21 protein-coding genes and 1 tRNA gene are annotated in these 20,743 nt (G+C 58.1%); 18 read left to right on the top strand and 4 right to left on the bottom strand.

What is annotated here, in order from left to right:
• Positions 1-3 precede the first annotated feature (3 nt).
• A complete protein-coding gene (locus M7439_RS07515) occupies positions 4-426 on the top strand; it encodes a hypothetical protein (RefSeq protein WP_298347240.1) in 423 nt (140 codons plus the stop codon).
• Positions 427-559: 133 nt separating this feature from the next.
• Positions 560-1,492 carry an RNA polymerase sigma factor RpoD/SigA gene (locus tag M7439_RS07510; RefSeq protein WP_298347237.1) on the top strand — a complete coding sequence of 311 codons (933 nt, stop codon included), beginning with the start codon at positions 560-562 and terminating at the stop codon, positions 1,490-1,492.
• Positions 1,493-2,023: 531 nt separating this feature from the next.
• On the opposite strand, the gene M7439_RS07505 is transcribed toward M7439_RS07510, so the two are convergent.
• Genes M7439_RS07505 through M7439_RS07495 form a run of 3 tightly spaced genes read right to left on the bottom strand, consistent with a single transcriptional unit; the run spans position 2,024 to position 4,179 of the window.
• Positions 2,024-2,821: an HAD family phosphatase gene (locus M7439_RS07505; RefSeq protein ID WP_298347235.1), complete on the bottom strand. Its 798-nt coding sequence runs from the start codon at positions 2,819-2,821 to the stop codon at positions 2,024-2,026.
• A 12-nt stretch (positions 2,822-2,833) separates the two neighbouring features.
• The gene (locus M7439_RS07500) at positions 2,834-3,517 is read right to left on the bottom strand and encodes a TrkA family potassium uptake protein (protein WP_298347233.1); all 684 of its coding nucleotides are present in this window, start codon (positions 3,515-3,517) and stop codon (positions 2,834-2,836) included.
• A complete protein-coding gene (locus M7439_RS07495; RefSeq protein WP_298347231.1) occupies positions 3,514-4,179 on the bottom strand; it encodes a TrkA family potassium uptake protein in 666 nt (221 codons plus the stop codon). Before M7439_RS07495 ends, M7439_RS07500 begins: the two co-directional genes overlap by 4 nt.
• A gap of 112 nt (positions 4,180-4,291) precedes the next feature.
• Between M7439_RS07495 and M7439_RS07490 the strand changes: the two genes are divergently transcribed.
• The 16 genes from M7439_RS07490 (at position 4,292) to lysS (ending at position 19,507) form a co-directional block, all read left to right on the top strand.
• Entirely contained in the window at positions 4,292-6,658 is a 2,367-nt protein-coding gene (locus tag M7439_RS07490; protein ID WP_298347230.1) for an amino acid permease, read from the top strand.
• A gap of 32 nt (positions 6,659-6,690) precedes the next feature.
• A complete protein-coding gene (gene topA, locus M7439_RS07485) occupies positions 6,691-9,279 on the top strand; it encodes a type I DNA topoisomerase (protein ID WP_298347229.1) in 2,589 nt (862 codons plus the stop codon).
• On the top strand, positions 9,272-9,868 hold the full coding sequence (gene tmk, locus M7439_RS07480; protein WP_298347226.1) for a dTMP kinase: 597 nt from the start codon (positions 9,272-9,274) through the stop codon (positions 9,866-9,868). Before topA ends, tmk begins: the two co-directional genes overlap by 8 nt.
• On the top strand, positions 9,865-10,743 hold the full coding sequence (locus tag M7439_RS07475; protein ID WP_298347225.1) for a hypothetical protein: 879 nt from the start codon (positions 9,865-9,867) through the stop codon (positions 10,741-10,743). Before tmk ends, M7439_RS07475 begins: the two co-directional genes overlap by 4 nt.
• 26 nt (positions 10,744-10,769) lie before the next feature.
• Positions 10,770-10,842: transfer RNA gene (locus M7439_RS07470), tRNA-Thr, on the top strand.
• 105 nt (positions 10,843-10,947) lie between these two features.
• Complete coding sequence (locus M7439_RS07465) at positions 10,948-11,535, top strand: sigma-70 family RNA polymerase sigma factor (RefSeq protein WP_298336289.1); 588 nt, start codon at positions 10,948-10,950, stop codon at positions 11,533-11,535.
• Positions 11,536-11,558: 23 nt separating this feature from the next.
• Complete coding sequence (rsrA, locus tag M7439_RS07460; protein ID WP_298347223.1) at positions 11,559-11,840, top strand: mycothiol system anti-sigma-R factor; 282 nt, start codon at positions 11,559-11,561, stop codon at positions 11,838-11,840.
• 250 nt (positions 11,841-12,090) lie between these two features.
• Entirely contained in the window at positions 12,091-13,098 is a 1,008-nt protein-coding gene (locus tag M7439_RS07455; RefSeq protein ID WP_298347222.1) for a zinc-dependent metalloprotease, read from the top strand.
• Positions 13,099-13,138: 40 nt separating this feature from the next.
• On the top strand, positions 13,139-14,071 hold the full coding sequence (gene tilS, locus M7439_RS07450) for a tRNA lysidine(34) synthetase TilS (RefSeq protein WP_298347220.1): 933 nt from the start codon (positions 13,139-13,141) through the stop codon (positions 14,069-14,071).
• A 296-nt stretch (positions 14,072-14,367) separates the two neighbouring features.
• A complete protein-coding gene (gene hpt / locus M7439_RS07445; RefSeq protein WP_298347218.1) occupies positions 14,368-14,913 on the top strand; it encodes a hypoxanthine phosphoribosyltransferase in 546 nt (181 codons plus the stop codon).
• Positions 14,913-15,434, top strand: a complete 522-nt coding sequence (locus tag M7439_RS07440) for a GTP cyclohydrolase I (protein ID WP_298347216.1) — start codon at positions 14,913-14,915, stop codon at positions 15,432-15,434. Before hpt ends, M7439_RS07440 begins: the two co-directional genes overlap by 1 nt.
• On the top strand, positions 15,431-16,255 hold the full coding sequence (folP, locus tag M7439_RS07435; protein WP_298347214.1) for a dihydropteroate synthase: 825 nt from the start codon (positions 15,431-15,433) through the stop codon (positions 16,253-16,255). Before M7439_RS07440 ends, folP begins: the two co-directional genes overlap by 4 nt.
• On the top strand, positions 16,248-16,637 hold the full coding sequence (locus tag M7439_RS07430) for a dihydroneopterin aldolase (protein WP_298347213.1): 390 nt from the start codon (positions 16,248-16,250) through the stop codon (positions 16,635-16,637). The genes folP and M7439_RS07430 overlap by 8 nt, the downstream gene beginning before the upstream one ends.
• Entirely contained in the window at positions 16,634-17,194 is a 561-nt protein-coding gene (folK, locus tag M7439_RS07425; protein WP_298347211.1) for a 2-amino-4-hydroxy-6-hydroxymethyldihydropteridine diphosphokinase, read from the top strand. The genes M7439_RS07430 and folK overlap by 4 nt, the downstream gene beginning before the upstream one ends.
• Positions 17,191-18,054 carry a type III pantothenate kinase gene (locus tag M7439_RS07420; RefSeq protein ID WP_298347210.1) on the top strand — a complete coding sequence of 288 codons (864 nt, stop codon included), beginning with the start codon at positions 17,191-17,193 and terminating at the stop codon, positions 18,052-18,054. Before folK ends, M7439_RS07420 begins: the two co-directional genes overlap by 4 nt.
• Complete coding sequence (lysS, locus tag M7439_RS07415) at positions 18,044-19,507, top strand: lysine--tRNA ligase (RefSeq protein WP_298347208.1); 1,464 nt, start codon at positions 18,044-18,046, stop codon at positions 19,505-19,507. The genes M7439_RS07420 and lysS overlap by 11 nt, the downstream gene beginning before the upstream one ends.
• A 102-nt stretch (positions 19,508-19,609) precedes the next feature.
• Here lysS and M7439_RS07410 read toward each other — a convergent pair whose 3' ends face one another.
• On the bottom strand, positions 19,610-20,608 hold the full coding sequence (locus M7439_RS07410) for a polyprenyl synthetase family protein (protein WP_298347205.1): 999 nt from the start codon (positions 20,606-20,608) through the stop codon (positions 19,610-19,612).
• Positions 20,609-20,743: the final 135 nt, after the last annotated feature.

Raw genomic sequence — 20,743 nt, 5'->3', positions numbered from 1 at the left:
GCCATGGAACGCCAACGAGTACCCGATTGGGTTGGCGGTTTTGCACAGCCACTCGCGCTTGACGAGGTCCGGGTGGTGATCGACAGGGTTGCACGGCGTTGCATGATACTGGCACAGCTGATCGTTGCGACTGCCCCGGAGCGCCGTCTCGTTCATATCGAGTTCTCTCGTTGGCTCGGTATTGCTGTTGGAGACCTTATCGCCGTTGCTCCTCATCCAACCCCTGAGCTTCTCCGCGACCTCACGTCAGCGGTTGAGCCGCTCGAATCTCACCTCTCTTCGTCGCCGGACACGGAGATTGCGGCACTCCATGAGGTCTTCGCTCTTCTGGCTGGCGACAGAGGCTGGGGCAATCGCAATCTTGCCTTTGTTGCTCGGCAATTACACGGAGATCTCGATTGGTGGAGAGCAGCAGCAAATTTATAGGCAGTTTTGCCGTAATGGCTTGGATTATGGCGCTATTCGGTAGAGTTTTTAATGTGGAATCGAATCCGGGTTTGGTCGTTCGAAGCACGCGTAAAGCCCTGGTATCGAGCGGGCAGAGGGAGACGTACCGGCTGTGAGCAGGGAACGACAGGAGCGCGACGAAGAGGATCTCATTCGGTTGTACCTTGGGGATATCGGTACCCATTCACTTCTCTCAAAGGATGATGAAAGTCGTCTTGGCCGCGAGATGGAGGACGCGAACGAGGCTCGTGAGGAGCTCAACGGCGAGGGGCTAACGGCTGAGCGCCGTCGAGAGTTACTGATCATCGTACGCAGAGGTGAGTCCGCTAAGCAGGCGTTCATTCAGGGCAACCTGCGGCTGGTTGTGTCGATCGCTAAGCGTTATCAGGCCTCGGGATTGCCGCTCCTGGATCTGATCCAAGAGGGCAATATGGGTCTGATTCATGCGGTCGAGAAGTTTGACTGGCGCAAGGGTTTCAAGTTTTCCACCTATGCCACGTGGTGGATCCGTCAGGCAATCAATCGTGGGATCGCCAATACGGGGCGAACCATACGGTTGCCAGTCCACGCTGGTGATTCGCTCGCTCGCGTCCAACGTGCCCAAATGCGACTCGAGCTCAAACTTGGTCGAAGCCCCACCGTCAATGAACTCGCCAAAGAGGTCGATCTCCCTTATGATAAGCTCATCGAGTCCCTGAAGTTTCGTGGCGATCCGGTCTCGTTGTCGGAGCCTCTTCGTGACGACGGCGATGCCGAACTCGGCGATGTAGTGGAGGATCGTTCTGCCTCGTCACCCTTTGAGGCGGTGGCAGAGGCGATGCTTCCGTCGGAGATTGCCCGCCTGCTCTCTCCGCTCGATCAGCGAGAGCGCGATATTTTGAAGTTGCGCTATGGGCTCGATCGGGGAGAACCCCGGACGCTTGAGGAGGTGGGAGAATATTTTCACCTTACACGCGAGCGGATTCGCCAGATTGAGTCTCGGGCCATGTCAAAGTTGCGTCACCCCTCCGCAGATATTGGAGCGCGCGACCTCCTAACGGGGTGAGCTGAACGTATTTGCTAGGCGCAAGCTTTATAGTGAAGGGATGAAGAAACTCATTTTTCTCGCTATCGTCGGTGCCCTTGTGGCTGTTGCTGCCAAGAAGGTGCGAGAGACGCTCGCCTAAGAGGCACACGACGAGCCGTGTCGGAGCCGTGTCGGCGGGTCGATAGGGTCGTGTGATGGCGGAGCTGGCTAGCGGTCCCTTTGTGGTCGGCGATCAGTCCTTCGCTCCTGTGGCCCGTCGGTCGGCAACTGGGTCGACGGTGCCTCCACATGCTTGGTGAACCTAGCGGCGATGGATTGTCAGCAGAGAAGCGCATCACCGAGCCGGATAAGCCGTTCTTGAGCAAGCCACGACGATGGCGGTCGCTCCGCTGTCATCGAAGGTTCTCCCGAGGCGTCCTAACCGCGTGCTGCGGGTGAACTCACCTCCTCTTGCCCCTCTGGGGTTGGACGTGCGTCACGAGTTCGATGGTTGCGCACACGCCCAGAGCGGTTGAGATCTCGTGGAGATCTTCTGAGGATGCTTGATTCTTACGACAATTGGTGCGTGCGGCGGCGTCGCACAAGTGAGCGGCCAAGAAATGGGGCTGAACCACCAAGTAAGACGACCGCTACGAGAGCGGCGTTTCGGAGGGTTCGAACGAGGTAGGGTCGTGAGACCTTGGTTGTCTCCTTGAACTCCAAGATCTCCCAATCACGCTCCTTGGCTACTTTGGTGAGCACACGATCTGGGTTCACCGCGACCGGGTGTCCAACCATCTCGAGCATGGGAAGGTCTGTGTAGGAGTCGGAGTACGCCCACGAACGTGCGAGGTCAATGTCTTGGTCTGCCGCCAGAGTCGCGATCGCCTCAACTTTGTAGGGGCCATAGGCGTAGAACACCAGCTCACCGGTGTACTTGCCGGCCTCGTCGACCCGTGAACGTGATCCGATGAAGCCGTCGACGCCTAGGAAGGAGGCCATCGGTCCGACTACCTCCTCCGGGGAGGCAGAGACGAGAAAGACCTTACGCCCTGCGAGGTGGTGTAGGTCGATGAGGTCCATCGCCTCCCGGTAGATCAAGGGTGTGATGATCTCGCCTAGGGCCTCGGTGACGACCCGAAGCACCATCGATTGCTCCCAACCCTGAGTCAGCGAGAGCACTGCGTTTTCGAGCCGTTTGAGCCTGCGTTCGTTGGCACCTAAGTACTTATAGACCGTCTGGGCATAGAGGCTCCGTGCGACCGTTCTACGGGTGATGAGACCTTCCTGGAAGAATCTCGTACCGAGCGCCAGCATTGATGCACGTGCAATAACCGTTTTATCCAGGTCAAAGAACACGCCCTCCATCGTTGGTGCCTCTTATTCTGACTTGGTGACGAGCGGTTGAGCGATGAGGGCGATACGGATGGCATCGTCGGTCTCGTCGGTCGTCAAACAGATCACTTCATCCGCTTCACGTAGGAGCGTGTCACCTCGCGGAACCGCTAAGTCGCCGTCCCGTACGACGGCTACGACGGAGGCCGAGCGGGGGAGGGCGAGCTCCTCAATGGTACGGTCGATTGCTGGTGACCCTGGGGCGAGCGTGACCTCTACCAGTCGAGCACCCGAGCGCGAGAACTGCAAGAGGCGGACGATAGATCCTACTGAGACCGCCTCCTCGACGAGCGACGAGATGAGGTGGGGAGTCGAGACGGCGACATCAACCCCCCAAGCAGGTGTGAAGAGCCAGTGGTTCTTTGGGTGGTTCACCCGGGCGATGACCCGTGGAATTGCGTACTCTTGCTTGGCGAGGAGCGAGGTGACGAGATTATCTTCGTCATCGCCGGTTGAGGCGACGAGGACGTCACACTCTGAGAGTCCACAGGTGGCCAGGGTCGACAACTCACATCCGTCACCAACGAGCCAACGGCAGGCAATCTCATGGGAGAGATGGGCGACCAGTGTCTCATCACGCTCGATGACCAGCACGTTATGTCCCGCCTCGTGGAGATCCTTGGCCAAGAATGTCCCCACTTTACCCGCACCGACGATGGTGACGTTCATTCTTTCCCTCCTGTGAGGATCTCTTTGAGCTGGGCAGTACCCTCAGCGGTGACCAGCACAAGAGCCCGGTCGCCCTCCTGGGCGATGAGCTCGCGTTCGACGAACTTCGTTGCAGAACCCCGCAGTAGGGCGGCAAACTTGACCGAATTGCCGACATTGAGGGTGGCGAGTGGAACCCCAGCAAGTGAGGACGGCAAGGAAACCTCCATGAGAGAGACGGTACCACTTTGGTCGGTCCAGTCAACCGGGGTGTTCTCAGGAAAGAGGCGCCGGATCGCCTGTCCGGTTGTCCAAGTCACGGTGGCAACGGTGGCGATACCGAGGCGTTGGTAGACAACGGCTCGGCGAGGGTCGTAAATCCTGGCGACCACGTTGGGGACACCGAAGACTTCGCGTGCGATGCGGGCACTCAAGATGTTGGTGTTGTCGCCAGATGTCACTGCGGCAAGTCCATAGGCATCCTCGATATGGGCCTCCTTGAGAATCTCGGGATCAAAGCCCATACCCTCGAGTTTGGTGATATTTGGATGGTCGGCCAGCCTTCGGAAGGAGCGCGCCGTGCGATCGAGGATCGTCACTTGATGCCCTTGTGTCGCCAGTTGGGTAGCGAGTTCTGCACCCACTCGCCCACAGCCAACGACCAGAATACGGTCGGATGTCACCTTACCTCCATTACGCCGAAAAAGACCAGATTAACTTAGCCTTGTCCCACCGGTTAAGTTCAGCATAGGCTGTACTATCGTCGTCCATAAGCGAGCGTTGAGGAGAGTTACGATGCCCGATGAAGATTCCGGTTCGGCGCATGGTCGATTCCAACGAGGTTTCGAGGTTCGTCCTCCGCGTGTGCTGCCTCGGCTTGAGTCGTTCAATGTACCTGAGAAGCTAAGCTACCGGATTAAGAATCGGCTACTTGGTCCACCTTTGGTGACCGAGGACCTCGATGAACAGCGGATCGGCAAGCCAACCGCTCTTGCGATCCTCTCCTCCGACGTGATGTCATCGTCGGCGTATGCTACCGAAGCGATGCTTGGTGTGCTAGTTCCAGCGGTGGGACTCGCCGCCTTCGCACTGGTGGTACCGGTTTCTTTTTTGGTTCTGGTGGTTCTCATCTTTGTGACCGCCTCCTATCTTGAGGTGATCAAGGCCTACCCCAAGGCTGGGGGGGCGTACGTGGTCGCGCGCGACACCTTTGGCACCGGCCTCGCAAGGGTGGCGGCCGCCTCGCTCTTTGTGGACTACACCTTGACCGTGGCGGTGTCGATCTCAGCCGGTGCGGATGCGCTCGCCTCTGCAGTGCCGGCACTTACGCCGTATGTGACCGTGATCACCGTGATCTTTGTGATTGGGATCGCCTATGGCAACCTGCGCGGTATTCGGGAGGCCGGTAAGACGTTTGCGGTGCCAACCTATCTCTTTATTGGTTCGATGTTCTTAATGATTGGTGTCGGCATCTTTCGTGGGATTTTCGGCCATCTTCCGGTCTATACCCACTTTGGAGCTGGGGTCTATCCAGCCGGTACCGCCGGTGCTGGTCTCTTGCTTGGGGCGTCTGTCTTCATCTTCTTGAAGGCTTTTGCTAGCGGCGGCACAGCACTCACGGGAACCGAGGCGATCTCCAACGGGGTCTCCGTCTTCCGAGACCCGCAACCTCGCAACGCCCGCATCACGCTGGTGGTGATGAGCGTGATCCTTGGTACTCTTCTTCTCGGTGTCTCAGGACTCGCGGCGGTCACCCATGCAACTCCGTACCTCTCTGGTGACCCGACCGTACTCTCCCAGATCGCCAAGGCGGTCTTTGGCACCTCGTTGATCGGTCGTATTCTGTACGTTGCCCTCGATATCTTCACGATGGGCATCTTGACGTTGGCCGCCAATACGAGTTTCGCGGGCCTGCCTTTTCTGGCCTCGTTCGCTGCCTCCGATGGATTCCTGCCCAAGAGCTTTACCGTTCGAGGGCATCGATTGGTGTACTCGACAGCGATCGTCGCTCTCGCGGTTGTCTCCGTCATCCTGCTGGTTGCCACCAACTCCAACGTCTATACCTTGATCTCGCTCTACGCGATCGGTGTCTTTACTGGCTTCACGATCGCCGGGGCTGGTATGGTCAAGCACCACTTTATGACGCGCGAGAAGAGTTGGAGGCGTCGCGCGGCGATCAACGGAGCAGCGGCTGTCCTGTCAGGGGCAGTGGACATCACCTTCATCGTGACTAAGTTCACCTCTGGTGCCTGGACCATCGTCATTATTGTTCCGGTGCTGGTCCTGATCTTCACGCGATTCAAGCACTCTCATGACTCCGAGCAAGCAGCACTGAGCGCTGGGCTCGCGTCGATCGAACATGAGGTGTTGCCGCGCAAGCACAAGGTGCTGATCCTAGTTGACCAGGTCGATGTGGCGACGGTGACAGCGCTCAACTATGCAAGGATCCTCGCAGCGGACTCAGTGACGGCGCTTCACTTTGTGACCGACGAAAAACATGCCCAGGCGCTGGCCGCAAGCTGGGAGTCGGGAGGGCTTGGACGCACCCCGCTTGAGTTGCTCGACTGTCAGGACCGCAGGTTGCGTAGAGCTGCGGGCCAGGTGGTACTCGATGCGTTGAGCGATGGAGATTCGCAGGTATCGGTGCTCATCCCACATCGAATCTACCCACGGTTCTCTGGTTCGCTGCTCCATGATCAAACCTCCGCATCGCTCGCTGAGGTGATTGCGCAGCTTCCTCATGCGACACCGATCCTGATACCCCATCGCGTAAAGCCAGCTCGCCAGCCAGCACCGACACCAACAGGTACGCCGGGCAGGACGGCACTTCGTACCGATGAACCCTCCTTGGATCCTTCGGTTACCCAGGACGAGGTTGCTGACGGGGTGACCCAAATTGCTGGACTCAAACTACGAGAGCGAACCCGGGTGATCGGTCGTGTATCCTCCATCCGCATGAGTTCCTACCATGGCACTCCATCGACGGCGGCCCGACTTGAGGACGCGAGTGGTGGATTGATGTTGGTATTTCCTGGTCGAAGTGCGATTCCGGGCCTGAACTCGGGTATGAATGTGAGCGCCGAGGGAACTGTGGTAGAGGTGGATGGCCACCTCGCTATGATCAATCCCTTGTACGAATTCTTACCGTTGACTACGAAATAGCGTGAACAGCTGCAGTAGAGAGAGCGTGATGTATGCCAAAACCCTTAGTCATTGTTGAATCTCCGACCAAGGCGCGCACCATTGCCCGGTTCCTTGGCGATGGCTATGTCGTGGAGTCCTCAGTAGGACACATCCGCGACCTTCCCCGCTCCGCCAAGGACATCCCAGCCGCTGCGAAGGCGCAACCTTGGTCGCGACTCGGCGTCAATGTGGAGGAGAACTTCACTCCCCTCTACATCATCCCTGCCGAAAAAAAGGAACAGGTGAAGAAGCTCAAAGCGCTCTTGAAGGATGCGAATGAGCTCTATCTCGCCACTGACGAGGACCGTGAGGGGGAGTCGATCGCTTGGCATCTTCTTGAAGTGCTCAAACCATCGGTCCCGATCCACCGGATGGTTTTTCATGAGATCACCGACCACGCGATTGCCGAGGCTCTCGCGTCGCCACGTGCACTCGATCAGCATCTTGTCAATGCACAAGAGGCGCGGCGTATCCTCGACCGACTCTACGGGTACGAGGTCTCTCCGGTGCTCTGGAAAAAGGTGATGCCAAAGCTTTCAGCGGGACGCGTACAGTCGCCTGCGGCTCGTCTGTTGGTTGAGCGAGAACGCGAGCGGATGCAGTTCCGCTCCTCAAGCTATGCCGATCTTGAGGCGACACTGGCCGGTGCTGACGAGGCACGCGAGTTTCGTGCCCGCTTGACCCATGTCGATGGTCAGCGGGTAGCCCAGGGTCGGGATTTTCTTCCCACCGGTGGCCTCAGCCCCGCGGCGCTGGACCAAGGAGTCGCTGCACTCAGCCATGGTGATGCCACCCTCTTGGCGGCCGGCCTCGATGGGGCTGCATTCAAGGTGACACGGGTGGAGGAGAAGCCGTATCGTCGATCGCCCAGCGCTCCTTTTATGACCTCGACCTTGCAGCAAGAAGCAGGTCGACGCCTGCGGTTCTCCTCGTCGAGGACGATGAGTGTCGCCCAGCGTCTCTATGAGCGCGGTTTTATCACCTATATGCGAACCGATTCAGTCATCTTGTCAGCAGACGCACTCACTGAGGCGCGTCGGGTCATCGGTGCTCGATTCGGCGCGGGTGAACTCCCGGCTAACCCGCGGGTGTACCGATCGAAGATCAAAAATGCCCAGGAAGCCCATGAGGCGATTCGACCGGCAGGGGATGAGTGGCGCGCGCCTGAGGATCTCGATGGGCAGCTCAGCGGTGATGAGTTGCGACTCTATGAACTCATCTGGAGAAGAACGCTCGCTTCGCAGATGAACGATGCGATCGGGGTGGTCGTCTCGGTGACGATCGACGCCCCAGTGACAGCCAACGTCAACCTCGCTGTTCAGCCCCTTGCGTTGGGGGCTCCTATCACCTTTGCTACGTCTGGCAGAGTCATCAATGCACCTGGCTTCTTCCGCATCTATCAAGAGCACATCGAAGAGAATGAGGATGCCCAAGAGTTGCCGGAGGTCATCAACGGGCAACGGCTCATTGAGCACGGTATTGAGGTCGTCGATCATGTCACCAACCCGCCCGCCCGTTACACTGAGGCCACCCTTGTCAAGGCGTTGGAAGAGCGTGGCATCGGTCGCCCATCAACCTATGCCAGCATCATCTCAACGCTGCTTGATCGTGGCTACGCATGGAAGAAGGGTCAGGCACTCGTCCCTAGTTTCGTCGCCTTTGCAGTTGTCCAACTCATGGAGCGCTACTTCGCCGACCTCGTGAACTACGACTTCACTGCTCAGCTCGAGGACGAGCTGGACGCCATCGCCTCTGGCGAACGCGAAGCTATTCCTTATCTTCGTCACTTCTACTTTGGCGATGACAACGATGGGTTGAAGGAGGAAGTGCTGGTCCGCCTCGGCGAGATCGATGCGCGTATGGTCAATACAATCCCGATTGGCCTCACTGACGATGGACGCGAGGTCGTTGTACGAGTTGGGCGCTATGGCCCCTACGTGCAGCTCGATGATCAGACGGCGAGTCTGCCGGATACGGTGACGCCCGATGAGCTGACGATGGAGAGTGCTCTGGCGCTCCTGTCCTCCTCCCAGGTCAAGGAGCGCCCGCTCGGCGAGGTCGATGGGACTCCAGTCTTTGCCCGGCTTGGGCGCTATGGAGGCTATGTCCAGCTTGGTGAAGGCGATAGCAAGGAGCTCAAACGTGCGTCCTTGTTCCCGTCGATGACCGTGGAGTCGGTCACCCTTGATGAGGCACGTTCGCTGCTATCGCTTCCTCGCATGGTTGGCATCGATCCAGAGGTGGGCCAGGAGATCTTTGCCCAGAATGGCAGGTTCGGTCCGTACCTGACGCGTGGACGCGAGACGCGCTCACTCGATAAACCGGAGGAGATCTTCACTATTGATCTTGACGAAGCACTGGCCAAGTTCAAGGAACCAAAGCGACGTGGCGCTCGTCGTGCCAGTTCAGTTGAGCTTGGTGTCGACCCCGAAGGAGAGGCAAAGGTGGTGCTACGCTCCGGTCGCTTTGGTCCCTATGTCACCGATGGGAAGGTCAACGCCTCGCTTCCGCGAGGAATGGAGCCGACTGAGGTAACGCTCGAACAGGCGCTCGACCTGCTCAATGAACGCAAGGCTAAGCTCAATAACGATCGTGGATGATCGTCAAGGCGGTGCCCTGGTGGTGTTGGAGGGACCCGACCACGTCGGTAAGTCAACCCAGGTAGAGCGGCTGGCTCAATGGTTCCGACAGCGCAAGCGGTCGGTTTGTGTCTCGCGCGAACCTGGAGGGGATGCGTTGGGAGAGACGATCCGAACCATGCTCCTTGGGGAGTCAGTTGACGGGTGGACCGAGCTCTTTCTCTTTCTTGCGGGGCGAGCGCGCCATCTCAACGAAGTGATTGAGCCCGCCCTACGCCGTGGTGAACTCGTCATCCTTGACCGTTATACCCCCTCTACGCTTGTCTACCAAGGCGCTCAGCTGGGTGAGGAGGTAGTCCTCCAGCTTACGAGTCTGCCGGTCTTTCGACGGCCAGAGATCACCATCATTCTCGACTGTGCCGCACCACTGGGGGCACTCGACACCCTTGATCGCTTTGAGTTCTCTGGACTTGACGGCTGGCACGAGCGCCGCGTGCGCTATCAGATTCTTGCCCGTCGCTTTGGGTGGGTGCTCCTCAGTGGTGATGGTTCGCCCGAGTCGGTTACCGAGCGTCTTGTCGGGGTGCTTGCACAGGAGGGTATTGGGTGAGGACACTTGCTGCCTTCCGTGCGTATCGACCCACGACGGTCGACCGCATCACGCAGGCCCTGGCGGCTGACTCCTCAAGTTATCTCCTGAAAGGACCCCGAGGTTGTGGCGCTGACGAGCTGTTGGGCGCCATTGCTCAGGCGCTAGTCGGCACCTGCGGAGGGTGTGGCCAGTGCCCGTCGTGCCGTGCGGTAGCTGACGGAGAACATCCCGACGTCCTCTGGGCACAAGGTGAGCAACATAAGTCGGTTCCTGTTGAGGAGTTGCGGCGGATCGTTCGATTCGCGAGCCTCGCTCCTGCACAAGCACGATACCGCGTGGTTGTCATCCCTGATATCGATACGCTGCGTTTGACGTTCCCGGTGATCTTGAAGGCGCTTGAGGAGCCTCCTACCGCCACGAAATGGCTGCTATCAGCGGCATTGATCGGTGCGGAGCTCGCCCCGGTGGCGTCGCGCTGTCTCACGGTCGAACTCGAAGCGCCAAGCGATAGTGAGGTCTGGGACCGTTTTCGAGAGTACAAGCTTGAGCCCAGTGAGTTGCTGATCAGATGGACACGGCGCCGTCTCGACAGGGTGGAACTCTTTGCGCGGCTGACTGATGCAGAGCGATATCTGTCCACGTATGAGGAACTCCCTGGTCTGATCCGAGACGATGCTCGGTGGTGCATGGAGCTGGTCCATCGGTTAACGCCAGAGGATCTCGGTAGTGTTTCGGCGTCAGAGGAGATCATTCAATGTGGCCTTGAAATTCTTGTCGCCTCCCACGCCGACAGCGGCGATTGGCTTCGTCGTGCGGCCCGCGCCTCAACGTCGCTGAAACTGCATCTTCCCATTCAGGTCGTCTTGGCTGAGCTGATTCTGCGCTCCGGTTAGCTAAGCTACTCCCAGACAAACGTTAGGCCCGGGTAGCTCAGTCGGTAGAGCAGCTCACTCGTAATGAGCAGGTCAGGGGTTCGAATCCCCTCTCGGGCTCTGCGTCAGGGGCCGGTCATTGAATGATCTGACCAACGAGGATGGGTCACCGGTGCCGGCGTTGCGGTTCGACGCAACAGATTTCTTCGAATGATTGGATAATGAGTGGCGGATAAAAAGAACTTCTCCTCCGATGCGATGCAGTACGCTGAAAATCTCTACTCGGCCGCCTTCCGCATGACCCATAACGCGGCCGACGCCGAAGACTTGGTGCAGGAGACCTTCCTGAAGGCCTATCGGGGTTATGGTTCCTTCCAAGAGGGTACGAACCTGAAGGCCTGGCTCTATCGTATCCTTACCAACACATACATCAATATCTATCGTGCCAAGAAACGTCGCCCGGATGAGAGCAACCTCGAGGACGTCGAAGACCTCTATCTCTACCGTCGTCTTGGCGGTCTCGAGGCGGTGCAGGCTGGTCGCAGCGCTGAGGAAGAGGTGCTTGATCGGATCACCGATACCGATGTGAAGGCGGCGATCGACTCGTTGCCTGATCAGTTTCGACTGGCCGTTGTGCTCTCCGATATTGAAGGATTCTCCTATAAGGAGATCGCTGAGATCATGGAGGTACCGCTGGGAACGGTGATGAGTCGGCTACATCGGGGAAGAAGAGCGATGCAACGAGCGTTATTGGAGTTGGAACTTCGGAAAGCCGCGGTAAGTGGTAATCTCGAAGAGGGTAGCCGGTCATAAGGATCATCGAGGATATGGATGCTTTGAGAACAGTCGATAGTGATGACGAGCCGGAAGAGTGCCGGAAGGTGATTGCGCAGCTCTATGAGTTTCTCGATAGCGAGCTCACTGACGATCGGCGTGAACGGGTGCGTGAACACCTCGATCACTGTGGATCATGTCTGGAGGCCTTCGAGTTCGAAGCTGAGCTGCGAGCAGTGATCGTCTCGCACTCCAAGGAGCAGGTGCCCCCGAGTCTTATGCACAAGCTCGCGTTGTTGATCGAGGAGGAGGACCGCCTCGCTCCGAATGGAAGTTCGGAATAGTTCCAATCTTTGATCCGTTATAGGTTGTATGCCTTACGGAGGGGATCAAATAGTGAACGTTCCAGACACGTCTGGAACAGGTCGGCCCGCTCGGACCTTTGATAAGGGCCGAGTGTGCAAAGAACCTGGGTGCGGGACCGCGCTCTCAATCTACAACAAGGGTAAATACTGTTATCTCCACGAACCTCTTGTTGTCCCACGAACACGTGGGCGCAAAAAGATCGCCTAGGCTAACGCTAGGAGGTGTGGTGTGGCTGAAGTCGTCGCCCGTCGTATTGCTAGTACGACAGCAAAACTCCTCATTCACCAGTCAGCCGGGCACACTGATCGTGATTATCAGAGGCTCGCAGCCACGGCGAGTCGTGTCGTCCATGAGCTGACGGGTCTCGAGCTTGATCTTGGCACCCTCACTATCGAGGGGGTCGATCGTGAGGGTTGGGCAGAGCGTAATATCAACTCCTACGCCGGACTGATCGAGCGGTTGACCCCACCATCGCGTTTGAGCTCTATCGGCATGGCTGAACTGAACGCGGTGGCACTCGGTGCCCTGTTGGGGGGCTTCGCTTCTAAGGTGCTCGGACAGTACGATCCGGCCTTCGCTGTCGGCTCACCTGCCGTGTGGATGGTCGATGAGAACATCAACCGTTTTGCGGCGCACGCGCAGTTAGACGCCGATGAGGTTGCGTTGTGGGTCCTCGTGCATGAACTCACCCATCGGGCGCAGTTCCATGGAGTTCCTTGGTTCCGCGAACGTCTTCTCGAATTGATGGGGCAGCTCTTTAGGGCCTCGACGATCTCTCCGATCGATCTGGTCGGTGAGGTTTTGGCGAGATTACGCGGTCTTGGCTCGGGTGAGCCGATTGACGTGGCCACCCTCTTTCTGCCAGAACGACTTCGGGCAGTGGCGAAGGAGGCGACCACCATGATGACGGTCGCCGAAGGACATGCCGAGTGGGTGATGCGCCAGGTATCAACGGAGGTGATCCCTCATCGGGATGCGTTTGAGGACGTGATCGACGAACGAAGGCAGGCCGCCGGTCTAGGCAAAATCGTCGCCCAGTTCTCTGGGATTGCATCGAAGCGCCGCCAGTACTCCGTGGGGCTGCAGTTTTTTCAGGCGATCGCCGAGGCCGATGAACGCGCACCTCAGCGCGTCTTTAATACGCCAGATGGCCTGCCAACAGCTGACGAGCTGACGGATCCAGCTTGTTGGCTTCGTCGCATGTCACAAAGGACGCCATCGGTCCGAAGAGCCTAGGCGCCACCTCCCGTCGGCGATCCAGGATAAATTGACTCCCATGCCGAGTGCGCGTCGAGAGGCCATAGCAGGAGAACTTAGTCGTCGTGGTGTCTCGCTTCGGGAACTGATCGCGCGTTCGGATCTCGATCTGTGGGGGCAGGAACCGGTACGGGTTGGGATCTCTGGCGGGCGTGACTCGATGGGTCTTGCCCTCCTTGCGTGGGCAAACCATCAACAGGTCATCGGGATCCACGTTGACCATGGTCTTCGTACTGGCTCAAACGTCGAGGGAGCCATGATTGCGGACGCCTTGGGACCGTACGGCATTGGCGTCCTGGAGTACCGCGTTGTCCTGGAGACGGGTGGTAACCTCGAGGATCGAGCACGGCAAGCGCGACTCATGAAACTCGGAGATGCCGCGACTGCCCACACCATGGACGATCAAGCGGAAACGGTGCTCGCCAATCTGTTGCGAGGTGCGGGTCTGGTAGGAGTTGGCGGCATGCAGCCGGGACGTAGACACCCCATCCTTCGTCTACGCCGCACCGAGCTCCATCTTCTCTGTGATGCGGCTGGCATATGGTCCTTTGATGATCCCAGCAACGTCGATCCGCGTTTTGTTCGCAATCGTGTACGGAGCGAGCTTCTACCGTTGGCAGCGGCTATCGTCCAGCGTGATGTGATTCCTATTCTCGCGCGCACAGCCCTGCGTTCTCAGGAGTACGCAGCGGCCGTGGAGGTGCTCTTAGATGAGGTGCCCTGGCGCTTGGAGGAGCTCCCTCCGATACTCGCGCGCCACCAACTCAATGGGTTGCTTTCGAAAGGCTTGGGGCTCAGGCTCGATGGTGCGCACCTTGAAGCGATCCGTGAGGTCGCGGTCGGCCAGCGGAGGGCCCATCAGATCGTTGGTGCGATCACTGTTCGAAGAATAGGTGATGAACTCATGTTTTACGACAATGACGGGAGTTGTCTCCTACAGTTTCCACTATGAGTAGCTATTGGGGCGCTACGCAGGGCTGATTGCCCAGTCGTTCCACAACTCAGGAGCTGTTGCATGGTCCTACGGTGATGAGTCGGCGGCCCTAGCATCGAGGAGGCCGCTGACGCTGTGTGCTGCTCGCGGTCGGCCGAGAAGACACCGGTGATCGCTGTGGTGAAGACGGCTCCTCCCATCGCATCTGATGGGCTGGAGCGTCACCTTGACAAGGAGCTGTCCTTGAGGGTAACGATGATGTCACGGTCCTAAGATGGATTGGGTTGCTGGGCTCGCGGAGAGAGGTTGAAGGTATGGGTTGGCGTGATGAGGACAAACATCTCGGTGAGGTGGTGGTCAGTGCTGAAAGAATCGCACAGCGAGTTGAGGAGCTTGGTGCGACGATCACCCAGGACTATCGGGGTCGCTCTCCGCTCCTGATCGGCGTTCTCAAGGGTGCCTTCGTCTTTATGACTGACCTTGCAAGAGCGATTGATCTCCCGGTGAGTGTCGATTTCATGGCGGTCTCGTCCTATGGTGATGCAACGAAGACCTCCGGTGTCGTAAGAATTATCAAGGATCTCGACATCGATCTTGTGGATCGCGATGTCTTGTTGGTCGAAGATATTATTGAGAGTGGACTCACACTGCGGTATCTGTTGCACAACTTGCGTTCCAGAAATCCTCAGTCGCTGAGGGTGTGTACCTTGCTGCTCAAAGAGGGTGAGCAGCGCGAATTAGTCGCACCTGACTACGTTGGTTTCTCGATTCCACGGGAGTTCGTCGTCGGGTATGGTCTTGATGTGGCGGAAAAGTATCGGAACCTCTCGTACATCGCGAAGTATCGTGAGAAGCTCTAGTGACCACACGCGATGAGGCGGTTGCTGCCGTTGGGGAGATTCTTGCTTACCTTGGTGGCCGCAGCGGAGTACAGTTCGATCGAGAGGTATACGACCATACGCCGGAGCGTTGGATCACCTTTCTTGAGTCGGCAACTGACGGGTTGGGGGAGCTAGAGCCCTCGGCGGTGCGTTTTGAACTCAACGATGGTGGGTCGGTCCATTTGGAGGCGGTCAGCTTCTACTCGTTGTGCGAACATCATCTTTTGCCGTTCTTTGGAAACGTAACCATTGAATATCTGCCTGTAGACGCGGTCGTCGGGATCTCGGCGCTGGTCCACGTCGTCGAACGACATGCGCATCGCCTCCAACTCCAAGAACGCATGACTCGGGACATCGCCCAGGATATCGCGAAAGTGACCGGATCTCGTGCGGTCAAGGTGAGTGTGGTCGCTGAGCACCTATGCATGTCGATGCGTGGAGTGAACAAGCCAGGGGTTCGAGTCAGCACTGAGTTCACGGTGTCGGCTGGTGCGCGATGAGTGGGACCCTAGCGCCGTCGCATCGACCACGACCGGCGGTCATGGGGATCGTCAACGTCACTCCTGACTCGTTTTCCGATGGAGGTAGGTATGTTGATACTCAGGACGCCATTGACCACGGCAGGGAACTCTTTGCCCAGGGAGCCGCGATCGTCGATGTTGGTGGTGAGTCAACCCGTCCAGGAGCGCGAACGGTCCCCGATGATGAGGAAGAACGCCGAGTCTTGCCGGTAGTCGAGGCGCTTGCCGAGGTCGGTGTGGTCTCGATCGACACTCGTAAGGAAGCAGTTGCTCGGTCGGCACTCGCGCATGGAGCCACCATCGTCAATGACGTCAGTGCTTCACTTGGCCGGGTGGCGGCAGAGTTTGGGGCGGGTTGGGTCGCGATGCATGCACAGGGTGATCCAACGACGATGCAACAAGCACCCCATTACACCGATGTCGTCGATGAGGTGTATCGTTTCCTTGCGGCGTGTCGTCAAGATGCACAGACCTTTGGTGTCCAGGAACTCTATCTCGATCCGGGCATCGGTTTCGGCAAATCGATCCACCATAACCTGGAGCTGTTGCGCCATCTTATGCGTTTTTGTGATCTTGGTGCGCCTGTCCTCGTCGGGATCTCGCGTAAGTCCTTTTTAGCCGGTCTTTCGAGGCTCAACCGGATCGAAGACCCCGCACAACGCGAAGAGGAGAGTCTGGCAGCGAATATATGGGCGCTGACGCATGGGGCCTCGGTGGTTCGCGTGCATGAGGTCACTCCGGTGATGGAGTATCTCAGGCTGATCGACGCAATGGAGCTCGCGAGGCAAGACAATGAGTGACATCATCGACATTCCCCACATTGAACTCATGGCCCATGTAGGCCTGTCGGAGGCTGAACGAGCCGCTCCTCAGCCAATCAGGATCGGAGTCCGTCTGCTCCTCAAGGTGGATCGTGGTCTCCATGACAACATTCGGGGTACCTTCGATTACTCGTTACTGGATCAGGTGATTCCAGCGGCGCTTGAGCCCGCCCCTAAGCTCCTCGAGACGGTGGCCGAGCGCATCACCATTGGCATCCTCGATGTTGCGGAGTGCTCACGAATCGAGTCGATTGAGATCTCGGTCACCAAGTGTCGACCTCCTATCTCGCTCGTCTCAGATGGGGTAATCGTGACGTTGGTCACGCCAATCTCTGGCGGCGCGGTGGCGACTCAGCGGTGAAGGTCTACCTTGGATTAGGCGCGAACCTTGTCGATCCTCAGCGCCAGATGGAGAGTGCGCTCGTGGAGCTGGGGGAGTCATTGTCGGTATCATCGCTGTACCGCACCGCACCAGTTGGTGGACCGGCCAACCAGCCTGACTATCTTAACGCCGTGATGACGATGACCTGGGACCAGTCACCTTTTGCGCTGCTCGCCCACATTCATCGTATTGAGGCAGCGTTTGGACGGGAACGGTTAGTACGGTTTGGCCCGCGCACGCTTGACATTGATATCCTCACTATCCCTGGCCTGACGATTACGAGCGCCGATCTTTGTGTTCCGCATCCTCGAATGGCGGAGCGGGCTTTTGTGCTGGTACCGTTGGCTGAAATCGATCCCAAGATGGCAAGAGCCTTCGGCTTCGACAGCTCCATCCCCGAAGAAGTGGTCAGGATTGCCCGATTCGATCGCGTGGCGGGCCGTTGGGGCACCAATGAGCGAGATTCGACGCACAGAGGCGACAGTGATCGAGGCCAACCCCTGAGCTTGAGGAATGAACAGGAGGCATCGCAGTGACTGAGCTGCTGCTCACCGTCGATATCGGCAATACGGAAACTGTCTTTGGTTTTTACGAGCTTGGTCCTTCGGGGGTTGGTCGTAGAGCCGAGGATGGGCTGTTGGCCCATCTACGCCTTGCGACGAGGATCGATCGCACCGTCGATGAGATCTACCTGCTGCTGCGCCAGTTCATCGATGCTCGAGGGTTGGCCCTGTCTGCGGGGATGGCTGCTGGTGGGATGGCTGGAGTGATTATCTCCTCCTCCGCACCAAGTGCAACCCAGGCGATGATCGATGTGTCCCGTAGGTGGTTGGCGATCGAGCCGCTGGTACTCGGTCGTGGGCTTGATATCGGTCTTACGATCCGGTATGACAACCCTGCTGAGGTTGGACCAGATCGACTTGCTGATGCAGTCGGCGCCCATGACCTCTATGGGGGTCCAGCGATCATCGTTGATCTGGGAACCGCTACCACCTTCGATGTGGTTGCCGCTGAGGGTGACTATCTCGGGGGTGCGATCTGTCCGGGCGTGATGGTCGCACTCGATGCACTCATCTCTCGGGCCGCAGCGCTGCGTAAAGTCGAGCTTGTAGCGCCGAGGTCGGTCATCGGCAAGACGACGGTTGAGTCGATTCAGGCGGGTGTGCTCTATGGAATCAAGGGACAGGTGACCCAGATTGTTGCCGATACCGAGGAGCTGATCGGTCCAGCGACGGTGATTGGGACGGGTGGTCTCGCTGAGTTGTTGGCACCCTTTATCCCCGTCATCACCCAGGTCGAGCCATGGCTCACCTTGCACGGCCTTAGACTCATCTGGGAGCGGAATCGTCCACCGACGACGAATACGGAGCGACGGGGGTTACTCAGTGAACGATGAGACAGAGTCAGTGAACGATGAGAGAGAATCACTGACCGATGAAGTTATCCCCTATGAGGTGGCGGCGGTGGAGCCGATTGGCCCGGTCCGCGCGTCCTTCGAGCACCTAGGTGCAGACAGCAAGACTGGTCGGGTGGTAACGATTGCAGGACGTCTGATGCGCTTCCGGCGTCAAGGCAAGCTGGCCTTTGGCGATCTTGTTGACTCGAGTGGGAAGATCCAGCTATTACTGCGTCGTGAGACCACGGAGGACTTCGAACGTTTTGTCCATCAGCGCGTGCTAGGCGATTGGGTCAGCGTCACTGGAGAGGTGATGACATCGCGCAGTGGTGAGCTATCTGTGGAGGTGGCGGCCTGGCAACTTCTTGCGCGTGCCCGTCGTAACTTTGGAGATAAATGGCGCGGTATTACTGATCCCGACACCCGGTATCGCCAACGTTATGTTGACCTGTGGGCCAATCCAGAGGTGCGTGAACGATTGCTTACCCGGTCTCGCATCATCGCACAGGTGCGCAGTGACCTGACTGATCGCGGTTTTATCGAGGTGGAGACACCCATTCTTCAGCCGGTTGCCTCTGGTGCGATTGCGAAACCATTTGTAACCCATCACAATGCACTTGACGCCGACTTCTTCCTCCGGATTGCCCCAGAGCTCTACCTCAAGCGGCTTGTGGTGGGAGGTTTCGAGCGGGTCTTTGAGCTTGGTCGTGACTTCCGTAACGAAGGGCTTTCTCCGAGGCATAACCCTGAGTTCACCATGCTGGAGGTGTATCAGGCCTATACGGATGTCTATGGGATGATTGACCTTACCGAGGCACTTATCTCGCATGCAGCGATGTCGGCGCAGGGTTCCTTACGTATCACCTGTCAGAGTCAGGTGATCGACCTTACTCCTCCATTCCGCCGTGCGACGATGGAGGAACTCGTCAGCGAATCCATCGGCCAGACGATCCGGCTCGAACAAGGGCGAGAAGAGCTCGCACGGCTCGCCGCTGACCATGCGGTCAAGGTAGACGAAGGCGACGGCCCTGGGCGTATTCTGTTCTCGCTGTATGAGGAGCTGGTGGAGCCTACGCTGGTGGAGCCGACCTTTGTGCTTGACTTTCCCAAAGAGGTCTCGCCGCTAGCAAGGGATCACCGTGATCCTGCCAAGGCTGGCCGTGTCGAGCAGTTTGATCTCGTGATCATGGGACGAGAGGTTGGCACGGCCTACTCGGAGCTGAATGATCCAGATGAGCAGCGTCGACGATTTCTCCAGCAAGCACAGGCTCGATTGCAAGGAGATGACGAGGCCATGGTGTTGGACGAGGACTTTCTTCGGGCCCTTGAACATGGCATGCCCCCAACCGGTGGCCTCGGCATCGGGATCGATCGTCTCGTGGTTTTGTTAACAGACGCTCCACATATCAAAGAGGTGATTGCGTTCCCGGCGCTTCGTCCGGAATCGTCGTGAAGTCGAGTGGAAATATTGCTGGGTTACGCTTACTGGCACAAGAGAGGCGACTCTGCGGCTGGGAGCGATGTGGTGCATGATCTCGCCAAAGGTGAAGTACTGCTAGGTAGCTAGTCGGAGGAACCCTGTCCCCTGATCAACCGCGACGCGGGTGGAGTCGATGAGTTGTGTGAAGAGATTCGTGACCCAGCTGAAGTCGTACTGACTCAAGTGGGCGGTGAGTTCGCCCACACGGTCCCGGTAGTGATCCATGGTCGCAAGCGATTCGTCGAGTGCTCCCGAACTACGGAGTAACTCGGCGATTTGCCGGAGGTTTCTGCCGGTATTGGCGTTGGGAAGCAGCCGGGCTAACGCTTGGCCGTCCGCCGGATCGGCGAGGAAGAGGATGACCGGGAGAGTGTAGACCCCCTCAAGAAGGTCCTGTCCAGGCTCCTTCTTCAAGATCTCCTTGGGTGCGAAGATGTCCATGATGTCATCCCTGATTTGGAAGACCATCCCAATGGACTCGCCGATCTCGGTAAGCATCGCGATCTCATCGGCTGGTAGGCCAGCGATCAAGGCGGGAATGCGCGCCGACGCCGCCATCAGGGAGGCCGTCTTTCCCGCGATCGCAGCGAGATATTCGGCACGACTGCGATCGAGACGATGGGCGGCGGCGACTTCAAGGATCTGCCCTTCACACATACGTGCGAGGGTGTCAGCGAGCAGGGTCGCGGTCTCCTGGCTTAGGCGCGCGGAGATACCAGCGGCCTTGGCCAGCAGAAAGTCGCCGGTAACGATGGCGATCAGATTCCCAAACTTCAAGTTGACACTCTGGACGCCGCGACGTTCGCTTGCTTCGTCCATGACGTCATCGTGATACAGCGAGGCCAGATGGACGAGTTCAACGGCCACGGCACCCTGCACCATCGCAGATCCCGCATAGGAGGCGATTTTCTCTGGCGACCAGCCGAGGGCATGAGCGACCGCGAACGAGATCATCGGCCGGATACGTTTACCTCCTGCCGCGATGAGATGGGTTGCTGCTTCACTGATCATTGGGTCGCCGGTAACCGCGGCCTCGCGCAGCTGCTCCTCAAGAAGTGCTAGGGAATGGCTCATCCATGGCTCTGTTAGACTGATTTCGTATTCCACCATCCTCTACCCTAGAGGCTCTCGAATGATAAGCACAATACTGGTCGCCAATATCTCGTCATCGATGTCCAGCTGACCTGCTGGTGGACCAGGTGTTTGGGG

It is taken from the genome of Ferrimicrobium sp. (assembly GCF_027319265.1).
In the GTDB taxonomy this organism is placed as follows: Bacteria; Actinomycetota; Acidimicrobiia; order Acidimicrobiales; family Acidimicrobiaceae; genus Ferrimicrobium.
Note: the sequence above shows the minus strand (reverse complement) of the source record. Positions and strands in the feature narration are given on the sequence as shown.